Raw genomic sequence first — 17,905 nt, forward strand, 5'->3', positions numbered from 1 at the left:
CACTCCATCCCCTTCTACAACAGCCTGCCCAGCTCCCTCGACCGCGCCTACCTCGAACTGCGCGGAGCCTCACACTTCGCCCCCAACACCTCCAACACCACCATCGCCAAATACACCATCTCCTGGCTCAAGCGCTTCATCGACAACGACACCCGCTACGAGCAGTTCCTCTGCCCCCTGCCCACCAACGACCGGGCCATCTCCGCCTACCGCGGCAACTGCCCGCACACCGGCTGACCCACCCCAGCCCGGACGGGCCACCGCCAACGAGGGCGGTGGCCCGTCCGTCCATTCCAGCCGTCGGCCATGTCGCAGTGGTCAGATGAACGGGTGGATGGACACGTGGACGGTTACTGCGAACGCGTCGAGCCGGGCCTGTGGGCCGAGCTGACCCTGTACTCGGTGTCGCTGGCGGCGGTGCGAGCGACCGCCCGCCACGAGACGACCCGGAGCTCCTGACAAAGCCGTGGGACGCGGAGCCCCCGGAAGTTCCTGGGAGGTGCGGGCTGGCCCCGCGCTGAAACCGGGTCCGCACGGGCGTTGGCGAACCGTTGGCTGATCTTTGGCCCTGGTTGCGAGGGTGGAGACCATCACCCCTTCGGCGAGAGGAACGGCCGTGAAGACCAAGACCACGACCAAGAGCAAGCCCGCCAGCATGAAGAAGATCCAGGTCCGGAAGGCGGGCGCCGTGCGCCTGACCTCCGCCGCGTGCGAGTGCTACCACATCGAGGTCTGAGGTCCGCTCCGTGCATGGGCGCTCCCCGCGCCCATGCACGGCTCCAACCCGAAGGGGCCACGTGACCGACACTCTCGACCAGCCGCTCGCCTTTCACCCCCTGGTCTACCTGGAAGACGGCGACGAGGTGACCATCGGTCGCCCGGACACCGACTCCTACGCGGTCTTCCCCGCCGACGGCGCCGAGGTGGTGCGCAGGCTGGCCGCGGGCGAGCCCCCCACCAGCGTGGGGCGCTGGTACGAGGCCGAGTACGGCGAGGTCACCGACATGGACCACATCATCGGCGCCCTCGAGGAGCTGGGGTTCACCCGCGCGGCCGAGGAGCCCGCAGCGGTGGCGGAACCGGTGCGCTGGCAACGGCTGGGCGCCGCGCTGTTCTCCCCCGTCGCGTTCGCGGTGTACGCGGGCCTGCTCGGATGGGCGGTCGTGGCCGCGGCGCGCGATCCCGCGCTGCTGCCCGACTACCGGAACCTGTTCTTCACCGACTACTTCACCGTCATCGAGGCCGTCCTCATCCTCGCCGCGATCCCGCAACTGGTCCTGCACGAGGGGTTCCACGCCCTGGCGGGCCGCAGGCTCGGGCTGAGGTCACGGCTGCGGTTCGGCCGCAGGCTCTACTTCCTGGTCGTGGAGACCTCGCTCGACGGGCTGGTCGCGGTGCCCCGCCGCAAGCGCTACCTGCCCATCCTGGCCGGGGTCCTGGCCGACGTCCTGGTCCTCGCCGTGCTGGTGCTGGTCGCCGACCTCACCCGGGACCCCGGCGGCGGGCTGTCGATGAGCGGCCGGGTCTGCCTGGCCGTCGCGTACGCCACGACGCTGCGTCTGGCCTGGCAGCTCTTCCTCTACCTGCGCACCGACCTGTATGTCCTCATCAGCACCGTGCTGGGGTGCGTCGACCTGCACCAGACGGCCAAGCGGACGCTGCGCAACCGGTTCAACCGGCTGCTGGGCCGAGAGCACCGCCTGATCGACGACTCCGAGTGGCACCCGGTCGACCGGAGGGTCGCCCGCTGGTACTCCTGGCTGATCGTCGGCGGGTACACCGCCAGCATCACCACCTTCGTGGTGGCCGTCGGCCCCGCCGCCTACCAGTTGTTCTCCGGCGCGATCGGCCGGTTCTTCGCCACCGGCTCGGTGCCCGCGCGCGATCTGCTCGACTCCGTGGTCTTCCTCGTCGTCACACTCGGCCCGCTGGCGGTCGCGGGCTGGCTCGCCGTGCGCGACCGCAGGCGCCGCCGCGACCAGGTGCGGCCCGTGCACGTCATCTCCTGAAGGGAACCCCCATGCGCGAACACCTGTGGCTGCCCGGCACCCCCCGACCGCCCGCCTCGGCGCACTCCCCGGTGCTTGCCTGGATCGACGCCCACCGCCACCACCGCGGTCCCTACACGCTGGTGGGAACGCTGCTGCGGGAGATCGTCGACGACGCGCTGGAGCGCTGCCCCGGCATCGGGGAGCGCGCCAACGTCGCCATCCTCACCTGCGCGCCGGAGTTCGCGGGCGCGGTGCCCCCGATGGAGACCCCGCTCCAGCTCATGTCCAAGGCGGGCGAGCGCACCCGGTTCCAGGCCCGTCTGCACACCCTGCGCATCTCCCACGGCGTCGTGGACCTGCTGGCCGAGTACCTCGCCGCCCGCGCCGACGGCCCGATGGCGCTGGTGGTGGCCAACGCGGACTCGGCCGACCCGACCGACCAGGAGTTCCTCGCCGTCGCACTGCGCCGCCTCGACCCGGCCGTGCTGCGGCTCGTGGTGGGCGCGGCGGGGTCGGTCGTCGACCCGCCCGGACCGGTCGCCGCGTCGCTGCCCGACGCCTTGGCCGAGTACGCGACGCGGCTGGAGGGCACCGAGTCGACGGTGGTCGCCACGTCCTTCGTGGACAGCGATGGCACGGTGGCCGACCCGGCCTACGACGCGCTGCCCCCCGGGGAACGCGCCGCGCTGCACGACGCCCACGCCGCACGGCTGACCGCGGTCGGCGAGTTCTCGCTGTCCCTCGGCGCCATCCCGTTCCACCTGGAGCGCGGCTCCGACCCGGCCGCCGCCGCGGTCGCGCTGCGCCAGGCCCAGGTGCACTGCCGCAACCTCGGCATGTACCACGCCGCCGCCGACCTCGGCGAACGCGGCCGGGCGCTGGTCGACCGGGCGGACGACCCCGAACTGTGGTGGGAGTTCACCGGTGGCATGACCACCGCGCTGTCCTCCGCCGGGCGCGCCGACGAGGCCGAGACGGTCTACGGCGAGGTGCGGGCCAGTTCCACCGATCCCGCCGTGCACATGAAGGTCGCCTACGGCATGGCGATGCTCTACGCCCGGCACCACGCCCCCGAACGCCACGACTACCAGGTGGCCAGGAGCTGGCTGAACCTGGCCATCGCGCTGGCGACGCGGCTCGAGGACCCCAAGGAGCGCACCTACTTCACCGTCTTCAACGGCAACGGCCTCGCGCTCGTGGCCATCCGCCAGGGCCGCGTCGACGAGGCGATCGCGCTGCTCGACCAGGGAATGGAGCGGCTCGACCGCGAGCTGGACCCCGGTGAGCGGGCGATGCACCGCGCGGGTCTGCGCTACAACCGCGCCCGGGTGCACACCATGCTCGGCAGGCTGGACGAGGCGCTGGTCGAGTACACCGCGGTGATGGCGATCGACGAGGGGTTCGCCGACCACCACTTCAACCGCGCGGCCGTCCTGCTGCGGATGGGCCGCCCGGCCGAGGCGATCGCGGACTACGAGGAGGTCATCCGGCTGTCCCCGCCGTTCCCCGAGGTGTTCTACAACTGCGCCGACGCCCGCCTGGAGCTCGGCGACCTCGACGGGGCGCTCGCCGACCTGCGCCGGGTCGTCGACCTCGACCCCGACCACGCCGACGCGCGGGCGAACCTGGCCGGGCTGCTGTGCGAACTCGACCTGCCGGAGCAGGCGTGGACGGAGATCGCGGCCGGGTTGCGCGTCGCCCCCGAGCACCCGCACCTGCTGTGCGCCAAGGCCCGCGTGCTCATCGAACGCGGCGAGACCGACGGCGCCCGCGCGGCGGCGAACGCCGCGCTGAGCGCTGACCCCGGCATGGCCCAGGCCTGGGCGCTGCTGGGCTCGTTGGACTACGAGTCCGGCCAGGTCGGCACGGCTATCGAGCACCTCGACCGGGCCGCGGAGCTCGACGACTCCCCGCAGATCCGGTTCAACCGCGCGGTGGCCCACGAGAGCGCGGGCGACCTCGGCCAGGCGATCGTCGACTACGAGGCGGTGCTCGCCGCCGTCGAGGACGACGACGCCCGCACCCGACTGGAATCCTGCAGGCGGGCGCTGGCCCGGTGACCGGGAGACCGAACCCCGCCCGGGGGCGCGTGGGCGTGCGACGGCGGGGTGCCCCGGCCGCGTCACGGCAGGCGGCCCGCGACTCGGGTCCTACCGCACGAGTGCCCCGGGTCCACGGCTGGTTCGCCACGCAGGACGGCCTGGTGGGTGGCGCGCAGGCCGGGGCCGGGCTCGATGCCCGCCTCGGCCACCACGGCCGCGCGCAGCCGGGTGTAGACGCGCAGGGCGTCGGCTGTTCTACCCACCGCGGACAGCGCGACCATGTACTGCTGGTGCAGGTCTTCGCGCGTCGGGTGCCGGTCGCACAGCTCCGCCAACTCGCCGACGGCCTGCCGTGCGGCACCTTGGCACAGGTCCACGCCGATGCGCTGCTGGTGCACCGCCAACCGCTCCGCCTCCAGGTGCACCGCGTAGTTCGCCAGCGGTCCCGCCGCGGCCACGCCTGCCATCGCCAGGCCCTGCCACTGGCGCAGGGCGGCGTCGAACCGGTCGCCCGCGTCGGCGCACCGACCCGCCGCCAGCTCACGCCGGCCCGCGCGGGCCAACTCCCGGAAGACCGCCAGGTCGAGCTGATCGGGACGCAGCCGGATGGAGTAGCCCCGCGTCTCGGTGCGCAGCACCGGGTGCCGGTGCCCGCCACCGCCGATGTGCCGCCGCACGCCGCAGACGTGCATCTGCAGCGCGGCCGAGGCCGAGCGCGGCGGCCGTTGCGCCCACAGCATGTCGATGATCGTGTCGGTGGGCAGCACCTGGTTGTGGTGCAGCAGGAGAATCGCCAGCAGCGCGCGTTGTTTGGGGGCCTGGGGGGAGCAGGGCACACCGCCGCGGAAGACCTCCACCGGCCCGAGGACACGGAACCGTAGCAATCCGATTGGAATTGCCGATGTCAAGGGATCGCCATTCCTGTTGTCGGAATATCTCCACCGCGAAACGTACATATCGAGGAGCCGGAACGGTAGCGCTGATCGAGTGTAGCGAAGAACGGCCACGCTCACCGAGGGCTAACAACACCCATCAAGTACATAGGCGCAGGTGGTAGAGGTTCAGACACACGCGGACCGCGATATTGTTCCCCATCGTCTTGTCGGTTGGAAAACTTCCGCCCGAGACGACATCGCCTTTGTTCTCGATCGCCCTGGAATACGCGACCCGATCGCGGAATGGGCACTCGCCCATCACGACGACACGATTCAGCCCTATGCCGAACCTGACGATCGCACAATAGGACCAAGTCACGCGATCTTCATAAACCATTTACATCGGCGTATTCCGGCCCTGACACACCTCCGCCACCGCGGTCAGCGGTGGCGGAGGTGTGTCAGCGTCCGATCAGGACTCGGCGAGGGTGAGTGCCCCCGAGGGGCAGACGAGGACCGCCTGCCGGGCGTCCTCCTCGTCGGCCGGGGGCGGGACGGGCTGCAGGACCACCACGGTGCCGTCGTCCTCGTCCTGGGTGAAGACGCGCTCGGCCAGCATGGCGCACTGGCCCGCGCCCACGCACATGTCTTTGTCCGCCAGGACCTTCACAGGCTTCTCCTCACCAGGTGACGGGGACTTCGTCGACGCCGCCCGCGACGCGGTTCTTGCGGACGGCGATCTGGTCCAGCGGCTTGGCCAGGGTCAGGCCGGGGAAGCGCTTGAAGATCATGGGGAAGACCGTGCGCAGTTCGGTGCGGGCGAGGTTGGCGCCGATGCAGACGTGGGCGCCGTGGCCGAAGGCGACGTGGACGTTGGGGGTGCGGTGCGGGTCGTACTCGTCCGGGGAGTCGAAGACGGACTCGTCGCGGTTGGCCGACTCGATGGAGACCAGGACGGCGTCGCCGCGGGCGATGTGGACGCCCTCGACCTCGACGTCCTCGTGGGCGTAGCGCAGCAGGCCGACGCCGCCGGTGACGGTCAGCCGGAGGATCTCCTCGACCGCGTCGTTGACCTGGCCGTCGGGGTCGGCCGCGAAGGCGTCGCGGCGGTCGAGGTCGGTGAGCAGCAGCAGGGTGCCCAGGCACAGGCGGGTAGCGGTGGTCTCGTGGCCCGCGAACAGCAGGCCCGCGGCCAGGTTGGCCAGGTCGTCGTCGGTGAAGTCGGGGGCCTCGCGCTGCACCTGGACCATGTCGGAGATGACGTCGGGCTTCGGGTCGGCCCGCTTCACCTCGGCCAGCCGCCGCATGTAGGCGTTGAAGTCGGCCATCGCCTGCCGGGCGTCGGCGCCGCCGTCGAAGATGGCGATGCGCTCGGACAGGTCCGCGAACATCTCCCGGTCCTCGTACGGCACGCCGAGCAGCTCGCAGATGACCAGGACCGGCAGCGGGAAGGCGAGCGCGGTGTAGAGGTCGACCGGCTGGTCCGGGTCGGCCGCGTGCTGGGCCTCCATGGCGTCGAGCAGCTCGGTCGCGATCTCGGTGACGCGCTTGTCCAGCGCGCGCATCCGCGGGGCGGAGAACGCGGGGGCCAACATGCGGCGCATCCGCTTGTGGTCGGCCTCCTCGGTCTCGAAGTTGCCGCTCGGACCGTCCTGGATCGCCGCGTGCGAGATCCGCGCGGCCTGCTCGGGGGCCGGGTGCGAACGGCCGAAACGGCGGTCGCGGAAGACCTCGCGGACCGCGTCGTACGAGGTGACCAGCCAGGCCGGGTCGCCTGCCGGGGTGATCACGCGGACGACCGGGCCCTGCGCGCGCAGCCGGGTGAAGATCGGTGCCGCGGCGAGCGCGTCGGGCCGGTCGAACGGTAGCTGTGGCGCCTCTGCGGTGGTCATGGCAGTCCCCTCGTCAGTTCCTGGTCGGTGTCGGCGGCGAGTTCGCGCAGGCGCGCCACCCACTCCCGCTCGGCCGTGAGCCGGGCGCAGACCTGCTCGAGCACCGTCCGGCTCCACGGGTCGTCCTGGGTGTGGACCAGCGCGCCGAGCCGGTCGAGCTCCGCGGCCAGCGCGCGGTCGCGGGTGTCGACGACGGCCGTGCGCTCGGCGGCGGTGAGCCTGCTGAAGTTGCTCACCCTGGCCAGGAACTCGGCCTCGTTGCGGGCCGCCTCGTCGGGGAAGTCGACGAGCACGTCGTGCAGCAGCTCCCGCCCGACGTCGGTGATGGTGTACACGTGCCGGGGCGGCTTGGCCTCTTGCTCCTGCGCGCTGCGGGTCACCGCGGCCGCGTCCACGAACCGCCGCAGCGCCGGGTAGAGCGAGTTGTTCGACAGGGTGCGCCCGGTCGAGCGCTCGATCTCCTTCCGCAGCTCGTAGCCGTGCAGCGGTCCGCCGGACAGCTTGGCGAGCAGCAGCACCTCGATCCACACGTGAGTCACCGTAACCTAGGTTCGCGTGACTGGCTAGTCACGCTGCGAAACGGGTGGCGCCGCGGTGCCCGCGGCGCCACCCGCCCGGCTACCGCAGGGTGACCCGGTACTCGACGCCGCCGACGTCGGCCAGCGGGTTCTTCTCGAGCGGGGCCAACTGGTTCACCCGGATCACGTGCGATCCCTTGCGCGCCACGGAAGGCGCGCTGAACCGAAGCTCCAGCTCGGGTCTGCTCCGCGGCGACAGCAGCACGCCGTGGAACCTGGCCTGCCGGAAGTCGCCCACCTCGAAGCTGTGCTCGCCGACCTGCTTGACCCCGGTCGCGCGCCCACCGCCCTCGCGCCAGCGCGCGAACAGCTCGGGTCCGAGGTCTACGGTCAGGCGACCGCCCGCGGCCAGGAACCCGGCGCCGACGTCGGTCAGGACCAGGTCGGTGGCGATCTGGGTCCGGCCCGGGTTGCCCAGCGCGTACGGCCTGGGCTCGACCGCGCCGGAGTACAGGTCGACCGAGTCGACGTTGCGCCAGGCGATGTTGTTGTTGCGCTGGGTGTTGAGCACGGTGTTCGCGCCCTCGGCGTGCGTCATCGGGTCGTTCGTCGACTCCCAGCGCACCAGCAGGCAGAAGTGGCCGGGCCCGGGGACGTCGGGCCAGGGGATCCGCACGGTGGTCGTGCCGGTCGGGACCGAGACCCCGAGGGCGCCGCCGATGCTGGTCCAGTCCGCGCTCCACCCGGTGCCGCCGCCGGGGGTCGAGCGGTAGACGTCGAGGTTGCCGACGTCGGGCCCGGAGCCGTAGGGGCCGGGGTTGCGCAGCTTGACGAAGATGTAGTTCATCGAGCCGACCTCGGGGTTCTGGCTGCCCGAGCACTCGGTCGCGGTCGGGCACACCTTGACGTCCGGGCTCGTCCAGACCGCGTTCGAGTGCGGCTCGACGCCGGTGTCGCCGACGTAGTCGCGGATGAAGACGTCGGTGCCCGCGGTGGTCCCGAAGTCCGCCGCGCCCGCCTGGGACGCGGTGGACAGCAGCGGCAGGACCAACGCCGCCACCGCGGCGATCACCACCCGGCCCAGGCGGCCTGCTCCCCGGGTCACAGCGGGAGTCCCGTGACGCCCTGGATCCAGGCCCGCAGGGCCGGGACGTCGACGTAGATCGACGGGTGCACCGCGCACGTGGACCCGCCGCCGGAACGGCTGGTGGCGCCGACCAGGTGCCACGCCCCGCCGACCGTCTTGATCTGCGGCCCGCCGGAGTCGCCGTAGCAGGCGCCGGAGTCGCCACCGGGGTTGCTGGTGCAGATCTCGGTCGACCCCGAGATGCCCGAGCACAGGCCGTCGGCCACGATCGAGGTGTTGAGCTGCTGGAGCTGGATGGGCGCGGCGCCGCACCCACCGGGCGACGGGCAGGTCTGCCCCCACCCGAGGATCCGGGTCGCGGTGCCGACCGGCCCGGAGGCGGACGCGATCTTGACCGGCGCGTAGTTCGCCGGGACCGTGCTCAGCCTGATCACCGCCAGGTCGTTGTTCGGGTGCAGCGCGATGGTCGAGACCCAGACCACCACCCCGCCGCTGGTGCGGTTGTTGCTCCCCACCCGCACCCGGATGCTGGACGGCGAACGGCCCTGCACGCAGTGCCGGGCGGTGACGGCCCAGTTGGCGTGCACGACGGAGGCGCCGCAGAAGTGGCTGCCGCTGAGGTTCTGCAGCGAGGCCATGAACGAGTAGGCGGGCGCCGGGGTCCCGCCGATCACATCGGGCTGGAGCACGCCGCTGTCCGGTGGCGGTCCGGCGGCGGCCGCGGCGGGCGCGGCCATTGAGGCGAATAGGAGTGATGTGGCCGCGAACAGGGTGGCGGCCAGCGAGCGCAACTTCATTGTCGCTGTTTCCTTCCCAGGAAGTCGGCCCCGAGGCAGGGAGAGGGCCGATAACGGAAAGTAGCTCCGTGATCTCGGAGCGCACAAGCGGCCATTCGGAGTTTGCCCGCACCGGCAATCGCCACGCCACACCTCAGCGGCTGTTCGGCCTATCGGCATTTGCCTCATCGGCGAATGCGCTGATTGGTAGCGTTCCCGCCGCGCGGATCGAGTGGGGAAATGCGAATGCCAACGGCTGGCTCGACGCCGAGCCCGCTGCGGGCGCGCTGTTGCGCGCGCTGAGCGAGGGGATGGTCAGACTGGATCAGAGGATGCGACTGTTCGGTGCTTGAAGCTGTTTGGTGGCAGGGGTTTCCCGTGCGGCGGGTGGTGAGGGTGGTTCCGGGTCGCGGTGAGCAATGGGCCGGTGGAGGTGTCTCGATCCCGTCGATGCACCCCTTTGCCTGCGCCACCTCGATGACCACCGACCACTCCCCCAGCGCGGTCAGGTCCGACATGACCTCGCGGAGGGGCGCTAGTCGGGCGCGGGCGCGGCGAGTTCCTTTCCCGGGAGCCATCCCTTGCCCAGGTCGCTGATCCGCCAGGTGGCGACCGCCAGGTGGACGGCCGCGGTGGGGAAGTCCAGGAACGGCGCGCACTCCGGGACCTTGGCCAGCAACCGGCGGCGGACCTCGTCGTCCTGGTCCCCGTCGACGACGTGTGCCCTGGCTTGGGCCTGGAGGAAGGGCTGAGCGGGTGATCCGGTCGAGACCACCAGGGCGACCTCCGGTTCTCGCGCACGGCGGCCAGCGCGCGTCCTCGCCGCTCGAGCACGACGGCCAGGGTGAACGGGTCCACCTCGGCGAAGTAGACCCCGCCGACCCAGGGGCCGGAGCTGGCGGAAGTGGCCAGGTACAGGGACTTGTGCGCCGTGAGCGTCTGCGCCACCGCGGCCTCCACTTCCGACGCGTGCGGCTCGGCGGTGATCATGTGGCCCTCCCGGAGTGGCGATCCTGTGCCGTCCGCGGAAACCCAGCCGGCCGACGTCGCCCGGCGACGCTCCGGGGTATCACCCGTTCGTGGGGCTGTCTCGGCGGTGCTGGGTGGGGCTGACGCCGTGGTGGCGCTTGAAGGCCGTGCTGAGGGCGAAACCGCTGCCGTAGCCGACTTCGGCGGCCACCGAGGCAACGGTGGCCTCGGGGTGGCGGAGGAGGTCGGCGGCGAGGGTCAGGCGCCAGGTGGCCAGGTAGGACATCGGGGGTTCGCCCACGAGGGCGGCGAAGCGGCGGGCCAGGGAAGCCCTGGACACCCCGGTGGCCCTGGCCAGCGACTCCACGGTCCAGGGGTGGGCCGGGTCGTCGTGCAGGTGGCGGAGGGCTTGGCCGACTGTCTTGTCGGTGTGGGCTCGGTACCAGGCCGGGGCGGGGGTGTCGGGGCGGGCGAACCAGCTCCGGAGGGTTGAGATGAGCAGCAGGTCCAGGAGGCGGTCCAGGACCGCGCCCTGGCCGGGCTCGTCCTTGGCCATCTCGTCGGCCAGCACGGGGGTCAGCGGGGAGCCGGACTCGACGATCAGGGGTGGGAGGGCGTCGAGGAGGCGTTCGGTGACCGCGCCTCTGAGGTTGTAGGTGCCGGTGAGCAGGACCGTTTCCCCGGCGGGGTGGTTGCCCCAGGCGCGGACGCCGAGGTCCTGGAGCGTGGAGGGGGTCCCGTCGGGGGTGGCGCAGGTCTGGCCGGGGCCGATGGTGGCCTGCGGGGCGGTGGTGGGGTCGTCGGCGATCGTGTAGGGGGCGGGGCCGCGGAGGATGGCGACGGCGCCGGTGGGGAGGTGGGTGGGTGGCGCGTCGTCGGGGACGGCCCAGGCGGTGGCGCGGACGACGGCGACGAGGGTGAGCGGGGCCTCGTCCTCGACGCGCAGGGCCCAGGGCGCGCGCAGGACGGACTTGAGCAGGAAGGCGCCTTGGGCGCGGGGACCGTCGAGGAGGGCTGCGAGGGCGTCCACGGCGTCAGCGTAGACGCTCGATTATGGATTTGCGGGTACCAGCTATTGGGCGTATCAGCGCGGGGCGGTTGACTGGGGTCATGTCGCACCACGGCCTGTTGGTCGCCTCCGCTGTCGCCACCGGCCTGATGGCGGGCGTCTTCTTCGCGTTCTCCACCGCGGTGATGCCGGGGCTGGCGCGCGGGTCGGACCGGACGTTCGTCGAGACGATGCGGCAGGTCAACGCCGCCATCCAGAACCCGTTGTTCTTCCTGGGGTTCTTCGGTTCCGCGCTGCTGCCCGCGGCCGCGGCGTGGTGGAGCCACCGTGCGGGCGATGGCCCGGCGACGGCGTGGGCGCTGGTCGGGCTGGGGTGCTCCCTGGTCTCGTTCCTGGTGACCGTCGTCGTCAACGTGCCCCTCAACAACCGGCTCGACGCCGCGGGGGAAGACTTCACCGCCGCCCGAGCCGCCTACGAACGGCCGTGGAACCGCGCGAACACCATCCGGACCCTCGCCTGCACCGCCGCTCTGGCCGCGCTGGCCTGGGCCGCCGCCTGAGCCCGGGATATCCGCTTGCGCGCGGGCCCGCCGCGCAGCACCCTCGGCACGATGAGCGACGTGCCCGAGCGGTGGACCAAGGCCAACGTCTACCCCGACATGTGGGCGGACCCCGATGACGACCCCCGCGACAACGACGGCCCCAGCCCCGAGGGCGAGTTGGCGACGTTGCAGGACTACCTGCGCAACTACCGGCTCACCCTGCGCATGAAGTGCGAGGGACTGACCCCGGGGCAACTGGCGCTGCGGTCGGTGCCGCCCTCGACGATGTCGCTGCTGGGACTTATCCGCCACCTCGCCGAGGTGGAGCGGGACTGGCGGGACTGGGTCACGCCGGGCGAGCCGACACCGAGGCTGTACGAGGCGGGTGACTTCGACGGCGCCGCTGGGGACCAGGCGCTGGTCGACAGCGCGTTCGCCGATCTGGCCCGGGAGCAGGCGGCGACCGACGCGCTCTTGGCCGAGTGGCCGGATCTGGGCGCGCGGGCGGGCAAGGACGACATCGCCATCCGGGAGCTGTGGGTGCACCGGATCGAGGAGTACGCCCGCCACTGTGGACACGCCGACCTGCTGCGCGAGTGCGTCGACGGCCGGACCGGGCAGTAGCGCCGTCGGTCAATGGCGGCGGGCGCGGGCGGGCGGTGGTCGTTCGGTCAGGCCGCCATCGCCTGCGGGGTGCGCAGCGAGGCCGCGACCCGGGCGACGAACTCGGCGTTGGACCTGGTCGTGCGGACCTGCTCGAGGAACTGCTCGGTCGCGCGCTTGGCGCCCTGGCTGGACAGCGCGCGCCGGACGTCGGCCATCACGGCCAGCTCGGCGGGCGAGACCAGCAGCTCGTCGTGGCGGGTGCCGGAGCCGATCAGGTCGACGGCCGGGTGGACGCGCTGGTCGGCGAGGGTGCGGTCGAGCAGCAGCTCGGAGTTGCCGGTGCCCTTGAGCTCCTCGAAGAACACCGTGTCCGCCAGCGACCCGGTGCCCACCAGGGCCGTGGCGACGATGGTGAGCGAGCCGCCCTCCTCGAGGGTGCGGGCGGCGCCCAGGATCTTCTTCATGGGGTGCAGCGCGCTCGCGTCCACGCCACCGGACAGGACGCGGCCGGAGGGGCGGGCGGCGAGGTTGTAGGCGCGGCCGAGCCGGGTGAGCGAGTCGAGCAGCAGCACGACGTCGCGGCCCGACTCCACCAGGCGCTTGGCGCGGTCGAGCGCCAGTTCGGCGAGGGCCGTGTGCTCGGCGGGCGCGCGGTCGAAGGTCGAGGCGAGCACTTCCCCGCGCACGGTCCGGCGCATGTCGGTGACCTCCTCCGGGCGCTCGTCGGTGAGCAGCACCATGAGGTGGGCGGTGGGGTGGTTCACGGCGACGGCCTGGGCGATCGCCTGCAGCACCGAGGTCTTGCCGGTGCGCGGGGGCGCGACGATGAGCGCGCGCTGCCCCTTGCCCAGGGGGGCGACGAGGTCGAGCACCCGGGTCGTGAGCTGCATGCGGCTGGTCTCCAGCACGAGCCGCTCGTGCGGGTGCACCGGGGTGAGCTGGTCGAACTCCGGGCGGTCGCGCACGGGCGGGCCGTCGTTGAGGGACAGGAGCCGGTCGCCGTCGAACACGATCTCGTCGCCGGGGCGCAGGCGGTGGTTCCTGATCAGGCCAGGGGGGACGGTGACGCCGCCGGGGCCGTAGCCGAGGGTGGCGTTCTTCCCCTGGGTGTTGAGGATTCCGTGATGGGACATGGTGGTGAACTCCTGGAGAGAGGCACGATCGTCGCGTGGTGCGACCGATCGCGGGAAAACGAGAGACCCGAAACCGCTCCGGGTCGAAGTGGGATGAGTCCAAGGGCGACTGAGCCGACATCCTCGGGATCAGCGCCAACCATAGCCCAGCTCGCGCGCCCCCCGCAACTCGGCCCTCGGGTTCGACTCACCCCCGCCAGCGAACCCCGGCGGCCCTGCGCAAGTCGTCCAGCGGCTCAGTAGCGGGCGGCGACGGGGCGGTCTCCGACGGCTCGACCGGCGAGCACGACCATGAGCACCGAGGCCGCAAGGGCGGCCGAGTGCAGGACGAGACCGGGCCACTGGATGCTCAGCGGGTCGCCGGGGGCGCCGTTGATCAGCGCCACGGAGTCGTAGACGGTGAACCCCAGGAACGTCAGTCCCCCGACGAGCCCGGCGATCTCTGCCCCGAGGGCCCGCCTGGCCAGCACCAGCGCCACCAGACCCGCGACCACGTGGGCGGAGTTCAGCAGTGGCGAGCCGCCGAGCCCGAGGACAGTGCGGCCCGTGAGGTCGCCGAACCCGTCGACGCCCCGGGAGATCAGGCCCATGACGCCCACGGCCAGCAGCACCGTGCCGAGTGTGGCGCACACGACTTGGGCGCCGCGCGGAATCCTGGGGGTCGTTGTCTCAACGCTCATCTCGTTCTCCTCGGATCTGGTCCTGGCTGCGGGAACCGCGCGTCGCTATCGGCGCCGTGACCGAGGGGGACTGTTCGCAACCGGGTTCCCCGCGGGGGTCTGTCCAAACAACCGGCGCCGCGGTGTTCGCCCGGCGGTGCGGCCGCAACCGACCTAGGGTCGTAGGCACCTGCTGCGGATCTGCTTGGGACCTCGGCAGCCCACCTGCGGCACAGTCACGACGGAGGGCTTGTGACCCTTTTCGGAACAGCAGCCCGGTCCGACCAGATCGAGGAGTTCCGCTCCTGGCGCCCGCGCGTGCGGACCGGGGCGGCCGCCCACATCGCCGAGTTCATGGCGAGCCGGGGCGAGGAGCACCTGGGCGCGGGCACCGAGGTGCTGGGCCGCGTCCTGGCGGAGTTCGTGGACCGGGGCAAGTACCTGCGGTCCACGTTCGTGCTCGCGGGGTGGCTGTGCGGCGCGGCCGAGACCGAGGCGGCGGTGCGTGCCGCGGCGAGCGCGGAGCTGCTGCACTGCTTCGCGCTCATCCAGGACGACGTGATGGACCAGTCCGCCACCCGCCGCGGCGAGCCCGCCGCGCACGTGCTCTTCGCCGACTGGCACCGCCGGGCGGGCCTGACCGGTTCGGCGGCGCGGTTCGGCGAGTCCGCGGCCGTGCTGGCCTCGGACCTGTGCCTGGTGTGGGCCGGGCAGATGCTGCGCGAGAGCGGGGTCGGTCAGGCCGCGGTGGCCAGGGTGCAGCCGCGCTACGACTGGCTGCGCGCGGAGCTGGCCGTGGGGCAGTTCCGGGACCTGGTCAACCAGGTGGAGGGTGAGCCGTCGCTCGCCGAGGTGCTGGCGATCGCCCGGTGCAAGTCGGGCCGGTACACGGTGCGCAGGCCGGTGGAGCTGGGGGCCGACCTGGCCGGGTGCGGTCCGGAGGTGATCGGGGCGCTGGCCGGGTACGGCGACGCGGTCGGGGAGGCGTTCCAGCTCCGCGACGACCTGCTCGGGGTGTTCGGCGACCCGGCGGTCACCGGCAAGCCGCTCGGCGACGACCTGCTGGCGGGCAAGGCCAACAGCGTGGTCGTGGTCGCCCGCGACCTCGCCTCCCCGGGGCAGCTCCGCGAGCTGCGGGACATGCGTGGGGATGGCGGCACGGCCACTGTGCACCGCTGGGTGCGACTGTTGGAGCAGACCGGCGCGCGTGAGCGGGTCGAGCAGTTGATCGATGAGCGGTTGCGCCGGGGGGTGGCAGCGTTGGCGGACGCTCCCATCCCAGGCTTGGCCGCGGAATACCTGGTCCACCTCGCCCACGCGTGCGGCGAGCGCAGCAGATGACAGCACAGATGACGGAGTGCGGTTCATGCGGACGGTGAACGGCCGGACAGACCGGGTTGTGGTGGTTGGAGCGGGGTTGTCCGGGCTGGCCGCCGCTCTGCACCTGGCCGGGCGTGGGCGAACGGTGACGGTGCTGGAGCGCGACGCGGTCCCGGGTGGGCGGGTGGGCAGGCATGACCTGGGCGGCTACCGGATGGATACGGGGCCGACAGTGCTGACGATGCCCTCGATCCTCGAAGAGACCCTTAACGCGGTGGGCGCGTCGGCGCACGACTTGCTCGACCTCATGCCGCTGACACCGGCCTACCGGGCGCACTTCGCGGACGATTCCACCTTGGACGTGCTCAGCGACGGCGAGGCCATGGCTGAGGCGGTGCGCGACTTCGCCGGCCCGCGTGAGGCGGCGGGGTACCAGCGTCTGCGCACGTGGCTGACCAAGCTCTACGCCGTCGAGTACGAGCGGTTCATCGCGGCCAACTTCGACTCCCCGCTCTCGCTGCTGACGCCCACGCTGGCGCGGCTGGTCGCGATGGGCGGGTTCGGCAGCCTGGACCGGGCCGTCGGCCGGTTCCTCACCGACGAGCGGCTGCGGCGGGTGTTCAGCTTCCAGGCCCTCTACGCGGGCGAGTCCCCGCAGCGGGCGCTGGCCGTGTACGGGGTCATCCCGTACATGGACACCATCGCGGGTGTGTACTTCCCGCGCGGCGGCATGCGGGTGGTGCCCGACGCCCTTGCCGCCGCCGCGACGTCGGCGGGTGTCGAGTTCCACTACGGCAGTGCGGTCGACCACCTCGAGCGGTCGGGCGCCAGGGTGACCGCGGTCCGCACCACGGCGGGCGAGCGGTTCGAGTGCGACGCGGTCGTGCTGACCACCGAACCGGCTACGGCCTACGACCTGCTCGGCCGAACACCGCGCAGGCCGACCCGGCTGCGGGCGTCCCCGTCCGCGGTGGTCGTCCACATGGGCACCACGGCTCGCTGGCCGGGGACCGCGCACCACTCGCTGTCGTTCGGCCAGGCGTGGAAGCCCACTTTCGACGAGATCATCCACCGGGGCACTGTCATGAGCGACCCTTCCCTGCTGATCACCAGACCCACGGCGTCGGACCCGGCACTGGCCCCGCCCGACCGCGATCTGCTGTACCTGCTGGCGCCCGTGCCGAACCTCGCGGTCGGCGCGGTGGACTGGGAGCGCGAGGGCAAGGCCTACGCCGAGGAGGTCGTGGCCGTCGCCGAACGCAGGCTCTTCCCCGGGCTCGCGGCGTCGGTCGAGGCCACCCATCTGGTGACCCCGGCGCAGTGGGCGGCCATGGGCATGACGGCGGGCACGCCGTTCAGCTACGCGCACTCGCTGACCCAGACCGGCCCGTTCCGGCCGGGCAACTTCCCGCGCCACACCGACAACGTCGTGCTCGCCGGCTCCGGCACCGTGCCCGGCGTGGGGGTGCCCACGGCGCTGGTGTCGGGCAGGCTGGCCGCCGACCGGGTCACGGGCCCGAGATGACCGCCCGCGAACTCGACGCCGCGGGCATCACCGACGCCCCGCTGCGCCAGGCGTACCTGCGCTGCCGCGAGCTCAACGCCCGCCACGGCCGCACCTACTTCCTGGCGACCCGGCTGCTGCCCCGCGACCGGCGCCCGGCCGTGCACGCCCTCTACGGCTTCGCCAGGTGGACCGACGACCTGGTGGACGAGCCCGCCCCCGGCTCGACGGGCGCCGCGGACGACCTGGCCGCCGCGGAGTCCTCGCTCTCGGCTGGTCTGGCGCAAGGGTGGTCGGACAACCCGGTCGTCGCCGCGGTCGCCGACACCGCCCGGCGGTACCGGCTGGAACCGACCCTGTTCACCGCTTTCCTGCACTCGATGCGGATGGACCTGCGCGTGACCGACTACCCGACCAGGACGGCCCTGACCGAGTACGTGTACGGGTCAGCGGAGGTGATCGGCCTGCAGGTGCTCCCGGTGCTGGGCACGGTGACGCCCCGCGAGGAGGCGGCGCCGCACGCCGCCGCCCTGGGCGAGGCCTTCCAGCTCACCAACTTCCTCCGCGACGTCGGCGAGGATCTCGACCGCGGCCGGGTGTACCTGCCCGCCGACGAGCTGGCGGCCTCCGGCGTGGACCGCGACCGCCTCCAGTGGTGCCGCGACCGCGGCCGCGCCGACGACGCCGTGCGCCGCGCCCTGGCCGCCCAGGCGGGGGTGATCCGCGAGGTCTACCGCGTGGCGGAGGAGGGCATCCCCATGCTGCACCCGGTGTCGCGCCCGTGCGTCGAGACCGCCCTGACGCTCTACGCGGGCATCCTCGACCGCATCGCCGCCCTCGACCACGACGTCTTCGCCACCCGCGCCACCGTCGGCACCCCGAGGCGGCTGCGGGTGGCGGGGTCGGCGCTGGCGCGGGCCTGGTGGGCACGCCGCTCCCCCGGGGCGTGCCCGCAGAGCGTCGTCCGCTGACAGTCGTGGTC

General features: G+C 72.4%; 19 protein-coding genes. 9 read left to right on the forward strand and 10 right to left on the reverse strand.

The genetic code is table 11. The annotated features are described in order from the left end of the window. The 3 genes from GCL84_RS10250 to GCL84_RS10260 all read left to right on the forward strand — a co-directional run. Window positions 1-237: poly(ethylene terephthalate) hydrolase family protein (locus GCL84_RS10250; protein ID WP_456236896.1), on the forward strand; the 237-nt coding region annotated here is incomplete at its 5' end. 560 nt (window positions 238-797) lie between these two features. Further along, window positions 798-2,009: a hypothetical protein gene (locus GCL84_RS10255; RefSeq protein WP_156755181.1), complete on the forward strand. Its 1,212-nt coding sequence runs from the start codon at window positions 798-800 to the stop codon at window positions 2,007-2,009. A gap of 11 nt (window positions 2,010-2,020) precedes the next feature. Continuing rightward, window positions 2,021-4,051, forward strand: coding sequence for a tetratricopeptide repeat protein (locus GCL84_RS10260; protein ID WP_156755182.1), 2,031 nt, complete (start codon window positions 2,021-2,023; stop codon window positions 4,049-4,051). A 62-nt stretch (window positions 4,052-4,113) separates the two neighbouring features. On the opposite strand, the gene GCL84_RS10265 is transcribed toward GCL84_RS10260, so the two are convergent. From GCL84_RS10265 to GCL84_RS10290, 6 genes are all read right to left on the reverse strand, one after another. Beyond that, a complete protein-coding gene (locus GCL84_RS10265; RefSeq protein WP_197523148.1) occupies window positions 4,114-4,890 on the reverse strand; it encodes an AfsR/SARP family transcriptional regulator in 777 nt (258 codons plus the stop codon). A gap of 490 nt (window positions 4,891-5,380) precedes the next feature. Beyond that, complete coding sequence (locus GCL84_RS10270; RefSeq protein WP_156755184.1) at window positions 5,381-5,578, reverse strand: ferredoxin; 198 nt, start codon at window positions 5,576-5,578, stop codon at window positions 5,381-5,383. A 10-nt stretch (window positions 5,579-5,588) separates the two neighbouring features. Continuing rightward, window positions 5,589-6,800: a cytochrome P450 gene (locus GCL84_RS10275; RefSeq protein ID WP_156755185.1), complete on the reverse strand. Its 1,212-nt coding sequence runs from the start codon at window positions 6,798-6,800 to the stop codon at window positions 5,589-5,591. After that, complete coding sequence (locus GCL84_RS10280; RefSeq protein WP_156755186.1) at window positions 6,797-7,330, reverse strand: PadR family transcriptional regulator; 534 nt, start codon at window positions 7,328-7,330, stop codon at window positions 6,797-6,799. The genes GCL84_RS10275 and GCL84_RS10280 overlap by 4 nt, the downstream gene beginning before the upstream one ends. A gap of 88 nt (window positions 7,331-7,418) precedes the next feature. Continuing rightward, on the reverse strand, window positions 7,419-8,423 hold the full coding sequence (locus GCL84_RS10285) for a hypothetical protein (RefSeq protein WP_156755187.1): 1,005 nt from the start codon (window positions 8,421-8,423) through the stop codon (window positions 7,419-7,421). After that, complete coding sequence (locus tag GCL84_RS10290; protein ID WP_156755188.1) at window positions 8,420-9,202, reverse strand: S1 family peptidase; 783 nt, start codon at window positions 9,200-9,202, stop codon at window positions 8,420-8,422. Before GCL84_RS10290 ends, GCL84_RS10285 begins: the two co-directional genes overlap by 4 nt. A gap of 68 nt (window positions 9,203-9,270) precedes the next feature. Between GCL84_RS10290 and GCL84_RS10295 the strand changes: the two genes are divergently transcribed. Next, a complete protein-coding gene (locus tag GCL84_RS10295; protein WP_156755189.1) occupies window positions 9,271-9,534 on the forward strand; it encodes a hypothetical protein in 264 nt (87 codons plus the stop codon). Between the two features lie 182 nt (window positions 9,535-9,716). On the opposite strand, the gene GCL84_RS29965 is transcribed toward GCL84_RS10295, so the two are convergent. Both GCL84_RS29965 and GCL84_RS10305 read right to left on the reverse strand, forming a co-directional pair. Further along, window positions 9,717-9,956, reverse strand: a complete 240-nt coding sequence (locus GCL84_RS29965) for a hypothetical protein (RefSeq protein WP_235926130.1) — start codon at window positions 9,954-9,956, stop codon at window positions 9,717-9,719. A 294-nt stretch (window positions 9,957-10,250) separates the two neighbouring features. Then, entirely contained in the window at window positions 10,251-11,180 is a 930-nt protein-coding gene (locus GCL84_RS10305; RefSeq protein ID WP_156755190.1) for an AraC family transcriptional regulator, read from the reverse strand. 80 nt (window positions 11,181-11,260) lie between these two features. On the opposite strand from GCL84_RS10305, the gene GCL84_RS10310 reads away from it, so the two are divergent. Together GCL84_RS10310 and GCL84_RS10315 are read left to right on the forward strand one after the other, a co-directional pair. Continuing rightward, the gene (locus tag GCL84_RS10310; RefSeq protein ID WP_156755191.1) at window positions 11,261-11,719 is read left to right on the forward strand and encodes an anthrone oxygenase family protein; all 459 of its coding nucleotides are present in this window, start codon (window positions 11,261-11,263) and stop codon (window positions 11,717-11,719) included. A 51-nt stretch (window positions 11,720-11,770) separates the two neighbouring features. After that, window positions 11,771-12,325, forward strand: a complete 555-nt coding sequence (locus tag GCL84_RS10315; protein ID WP_156755192.1) for a DinB family protein — start codon at window positions 11,771-11,773, stop codon at window positions 12,323-12,325. Between the two features lie 47 nt (window positions 12,326-12,372). On the opposite strand, the gene rho is transcribed toward GCL84_RS10315, so the two are convergent. After that, window positions 12,373-13,440 carry a transcription termination factor Rho gene (gene rho / locus GCL84_RS10320; protein ID WP_156755193.1) on the reverse strand — a complete coding sequence of 356 codons (1,068 nt, stop codon included), beginning with the start codon at window positions 13,438-13,440 and terminating at the stop codon, window positions 12,373-12,375. Window positions 13,441-13,676: 236 nt separating this feature from the next. Further along, window positions 13,677-14,120 carry a DUF4383 domain-containing protein gene (locus tag GCL84_RS10325; protein WP_156755194.1) on the reverse strand — a complete coding sequence of 148 codons (444 nt, stop codon included), beginning with the start codon at window positions 14,118-14,120 and terminating at the stop codon, window positions 13,677-13,679. Window positions 14,121-14,351: 231 nt separating this feature from the next. Here GCL84_RS10325 and GCL84_RS10330 point away from each other — a divergent pair, with 231 nt between their 5' ends. The 3 genes from GCL84_RS10330 to GCL84_RS10340 are packed head-to-tail and all read left to right on the forward strand — an operon-like array spanning window position 14,352 to window position 17,894. Continuing rightward, complete coding sequence (locus GCL84_RS10330) at window positions 14,352-15,440, forward strand: polyprenyl synthetase family protein (protein ID WP_197523149.1); 1,089 nt, start codon at window positions 14,352-14,354, stop codon at window positions 15,438-15,440. A gap of 25 nt (window positions 15,441-15,465) precedes the next feature. Next, window positions 15,466-16,944, forward strand: coding sequence for a phytoene desaturase family protein (crtI, locus tag GCL84_RS10335; protein WP_156755195.1), 1,479 nt, complete (start codon window positions 15,466-15,468; stop codon window positions 16,942-16,944). Beyond that, window positions 16,941-17,894 carry a phytoene/squalene synthase family protein gene (locus tag GCL84_RS10340; RefSeq protein ID WP_156755196.1) on the forward strand — a complete coding sequence of 318 codons (954 nt, stop codon included), beginning with the start codon at window positions 16,941-16,943 and terminating at the stop codon, window positions 17,892-17,894. Before crtI ends, GCL84_RS10340 begins: the two co-directional genes overlap by 4 nt. Window positions 17,895-17,905 lie beyond the last annotated feature (11 nt).

It is taken from the genome of Actinokineospora pegani (assembly GCF_009745975.1).
Classification (GTDB): domain Bacteria; phylum Actinomycetota; class Actinomycetes; order Mycobacteriales; family Pseudonocardiaceae; genus Actinokineospora; species Actinokineospora pegani.